Source organism: Nocardioides sp., from assembly GCF_036401255.1.
Classification (GTDB): domain Bacteria; phylum Actinomycetota; class Actinomycetes; order Propionibacteriales; family Nocardioidaceae; genus Nocardioides.
The window spans coordinates 1-3,167 of sequence record NZ_DASWVI010000015.1 but is presented as its reverse complement, the minus strand read 5'-3'; the positions used below and the strand labels follow the sequence as shown (position 1 = coordinate 3,167).

Here is a 3,167-nt window from a genome sequence, read left to right as displayed (position 1 = left end):
AGGAGCAGCCAGTATGAGAGCGGCAGAGAACCCGTGCCGGTTCAAGGTGCCCGCGGCGAGTGCGCCGGTGCAGTAGTTGGCGGTGAAGTTTGCGGTGCCGGCGGTGGAGTAGCCGCCGGTGAGCTTGATCGGCACGAAGCTGTACTTCGTGTATGCGTAGGAGGAGCTCCCGCCGCTGACGATGTAGCAGACCTCCTTGTACTTGCCGAGCTCGCTCTCCAATGTGTAGGAGCGGTTCGCCGCGGACGCATCCCAGCTGGCGGTGAACGAGCTCGACCGAGAGACGGTGCCGCCCGCCTTCCAGCCGACGCTGTCGGTGCTCACGTCGAACGCGGTACCGAGGGAGACCGACTGCGACGACGAGTACGTCATCCACGCGGTCTGCTTCCAGTCAGGGTCTGGCTGTCCCCGATCTCCGCGCTCCTCAGGTAGCCGCGGCTCAACAAGGTGGTGCTGCACGTGAGGTAATCCTTGGGGAACTCGGTACCGGGCTGGGAGACCTGCTTCTCGTCGGCCTTGACGGTCGCGACACCGCGTGGCTTGTCCGGGGTCGGCGAGGAGAAGGTTCTCACGTCGCTCTGGCCGGCGTTCTCCCCGTCCCAGACCACGATGACCAGGTCGACCTGGCCATCCGGGCCGCGGTACTCCGCGGGCAGAGAGTCGATGTTCGCGCGAAGCGTGAACCCGCCCGAGCCGTCCACGGCACCGCGCGCGACCGGGACGTTGTTGAACGAGTCGCCCGGCGCCATCGCGTCGAGGTATGCCTCGCCGGGCGCCGCGGATGCGAAGACCTGGACACCGCTGCCGTGGTCGACGAAGTCCACCGCGGTCCCCGTGGCGATCACAGGAGCCTGCGACTGAGCGCTGTCCGGCAGCTCCTGCAGAGCGGCCGCACTCACGTTGACCGGGACCGGCCCGGGTGAGGCCGCTGACGCCGGTGCCGCCGTCACCGCGACAGCGGCGCCAAGCGCGACCGCCAAGGCGCCCGCGACGCGTCGCCGACCCGAGAACCCGCCTGCCCTAGCCTGCTCCAGGCTTCGACCGTGGCGGTGACTGAGTACACGAAGAGTGCTACTCACAACCCCTCCATCGATGCGATGGGGCTCCCCTGTCTGGAGTCCCTGTAACCACGCACGTTCCTCTTCGACCGCCCGGTCAGGAACACGATCCACACCAAACTTTACGGGCTCATCACAGTTCAGGGTGTAGCGGCTGGTGCGGGGGCCGAGTCCAAGTAGGGGTCGAGGTCTCCCGATGATGGAGGTTCCTACGCCGTCCATCCAGAAGACCTCGACGTGTCTGACGCTACCTTCGCTTCCCCTGACCTGACCACGTTCTGCCGCCTCGAGGAGCTCGGCCTCGAGGTCACCGGCCAACGACTCGAGCCGGACCGGGCCGTGCTGGCCTGCCGTGTGGTCGAACCCGACCAGTGGTGTCGCCGCTGCGGCTGCGAAGGTCTCCCGCGGGACACCGTGACCCGGCGGCTGGCGCATGAGCCGCTCGGCTGGCGCCCGACCACGCTGGAGGTGACGATCCGGCGCTACCGGTGCACCGGGTGTGGGCACGTGTGGCGCCAGGACACGAGCCGCGCGGCCGAGCCGCGGGCGAAGCTCTCCCGGCGCGGGCTGCGGTGGGCGCTGGAAGGGATCGTGTGCCAGCACCTGACTGTCGCGCGGGTCGCCGAGGGCCTTGGGGTGTCGTGGAACACCGCGAACGACGCGGTCCTCGCCGAGGGCAAGCGGGTCCTGATCGACGACCCGGCCCGGTTCGACGGGGTCAGCGCAGTTGGGGTGGATGAGCACGTCTGGCGGCACACGAGACGCGGGGACAAGTACGTGACTGTGGTCATCGACCTGACCGGGATCCGCGACGGGACCGGGCCGGCGCGGCTGCTGGACATGGTCGAGGGCCGCTCGAAGCAGGCGTTCAAGACGTGGCTGTCCGAACGTGAGCAGTCCTGGCGCGACGCGGTGGAGGTCGTCGCGATGGACGGGTTCACCGGGTTCAAGACCGCCGCCGTCGAGGAGCTGCCAGACGCGGTCGCGGTGATGGATCCCTTTCACGTGGTCCGTTTGGCCGGTGACGCCCTGGATCGCTGCCGGCGCCGGGTCCAGCAGGACATCCACGGTCACCGCGGCCGTTCGGGCGACCCGCTCTACACGGCACGCAGGACCTTGCACACCGGCGCCGACCTGCTCACCGACAAGCAGACCAGCCGCCTGCAGAACCTGTTCGACCGCGAGGAGCACGTCGAGGTCGAGGCGACCTGGGGCATCTACCAGCGGATGATCGCCGCCTACCGCGAACCCGACCGGACCCGCGGGCGCGAGCTGATGGCCGCGGTCATCGAGTCGGTCAGTTCCGGTGTCCCCGCCGCGTTGACCGAGCTGATCACCCTTGGACGCACCTTGAAGAAGAGGGCCGCCGACGTGCTGGCCTACTTCGACCGGCCCGGCACCTCCAACGGCCCCACCGAGGCGATCAACGGACGCCTCGAGCACCTCCGCGGCTCCGCCCTCGGGTTCCGCAATCTGACCAACTACATCGCCCGATGCCTACTCGAGGCCGGCGGATTCAGACCCCAACTACACCCTCGTCTGTGATGAGCCCCTAAACGGCAAAGGGGCCGGGCCAAGGCGAATATGGTTCGCCAACAGAAGCCCAGCCAGTCGAAGGACGGGCCGACGCGGCAAAGGAAAGCGTCTCAAGAACGATTGGATTGGAATCCGCACTCAGGTCGATTGAAAGGGTGATGCCCGATTCGGCGTCATTTATCCACCGCCCCGAGTCCGTTCGGAACTCCGTCGCTGGACGTCCAAGGTAAGTCGTTGTTGCGCTAACCCCTTCGAGCGACGCATCGGTCCACGCGAGAGCTGCGCGGATCGACGGAAGAGCGAGCCGCTCGGGTAGGAGATCGCGGCATATTGCACCACTTTCACGAGGCGCAACCCACAGAGGCCCGCCCAGCGACTCTCGCCAGTACACCTGGACGGCGCTATCCAGCCTCACGAGTCGCTCATCACAACTTATCCGCCACTGACGCAGGTCCGTCATGTACTCCACCGTGCGCAACTCAGCTCCACCAGAGGCCAGCACGTATTTCCCCACGAATAGGCGGTCCGTGGAGGGCGCGGCGCCATCGCCCGTGCCGAACGTCCAGCCAGACG

3 protein-coding genes are annotated in these 3,167 nt (G+C 67.4%); 1 reads left to right on the top strand and 2 read right to left on the bottom strand.

The annotated features are described in order from the left end of the window. Both VGD85_RS00545 and VGD85_RS00540 read right to left on the bottom strand, forming a co-directional pair. On the bottom strand, positions 1-324 hold a 324-nt coding region (locus tag VGD85_RS00545; protein ID WP_331061496.1), incomplete at its 3' end, for a hypothetical protein. Between the two features lie 44 nt (positions 325-368). Then, positions 369-845 carry a hypothetical protein gene (locus VGD85_RS00540; protein WP_331061495.1) on the bottom strand — a complete coding sequence of 159 codons (477 nt, stop codon included), beginning with the start codon at positions 843-845 and terminating at the stop codon, positions 369-371. A 450-nt stretch (positions 846-1,295) separates the two neighbouring features. On the opposite strand from VGD85_RS00540, the gene VGD85_RS00535 reads away from it, so the two are divergent. Beyond that, positions 1,296-2,603 carry an ISL3 family transposase gene (locus VGD85_RS00535; RefSeq protein ID WP_331061494.1) on the top strand — a complete coding sequence of 436 codons (1,308 nt, stop codon included), beginning with the start codon at positions 1,296-1,298 and terminating at the stop codon, positions 2,601-2,603. Positions 2,604-3,167 lie beyond the last annotated feature (564 nt).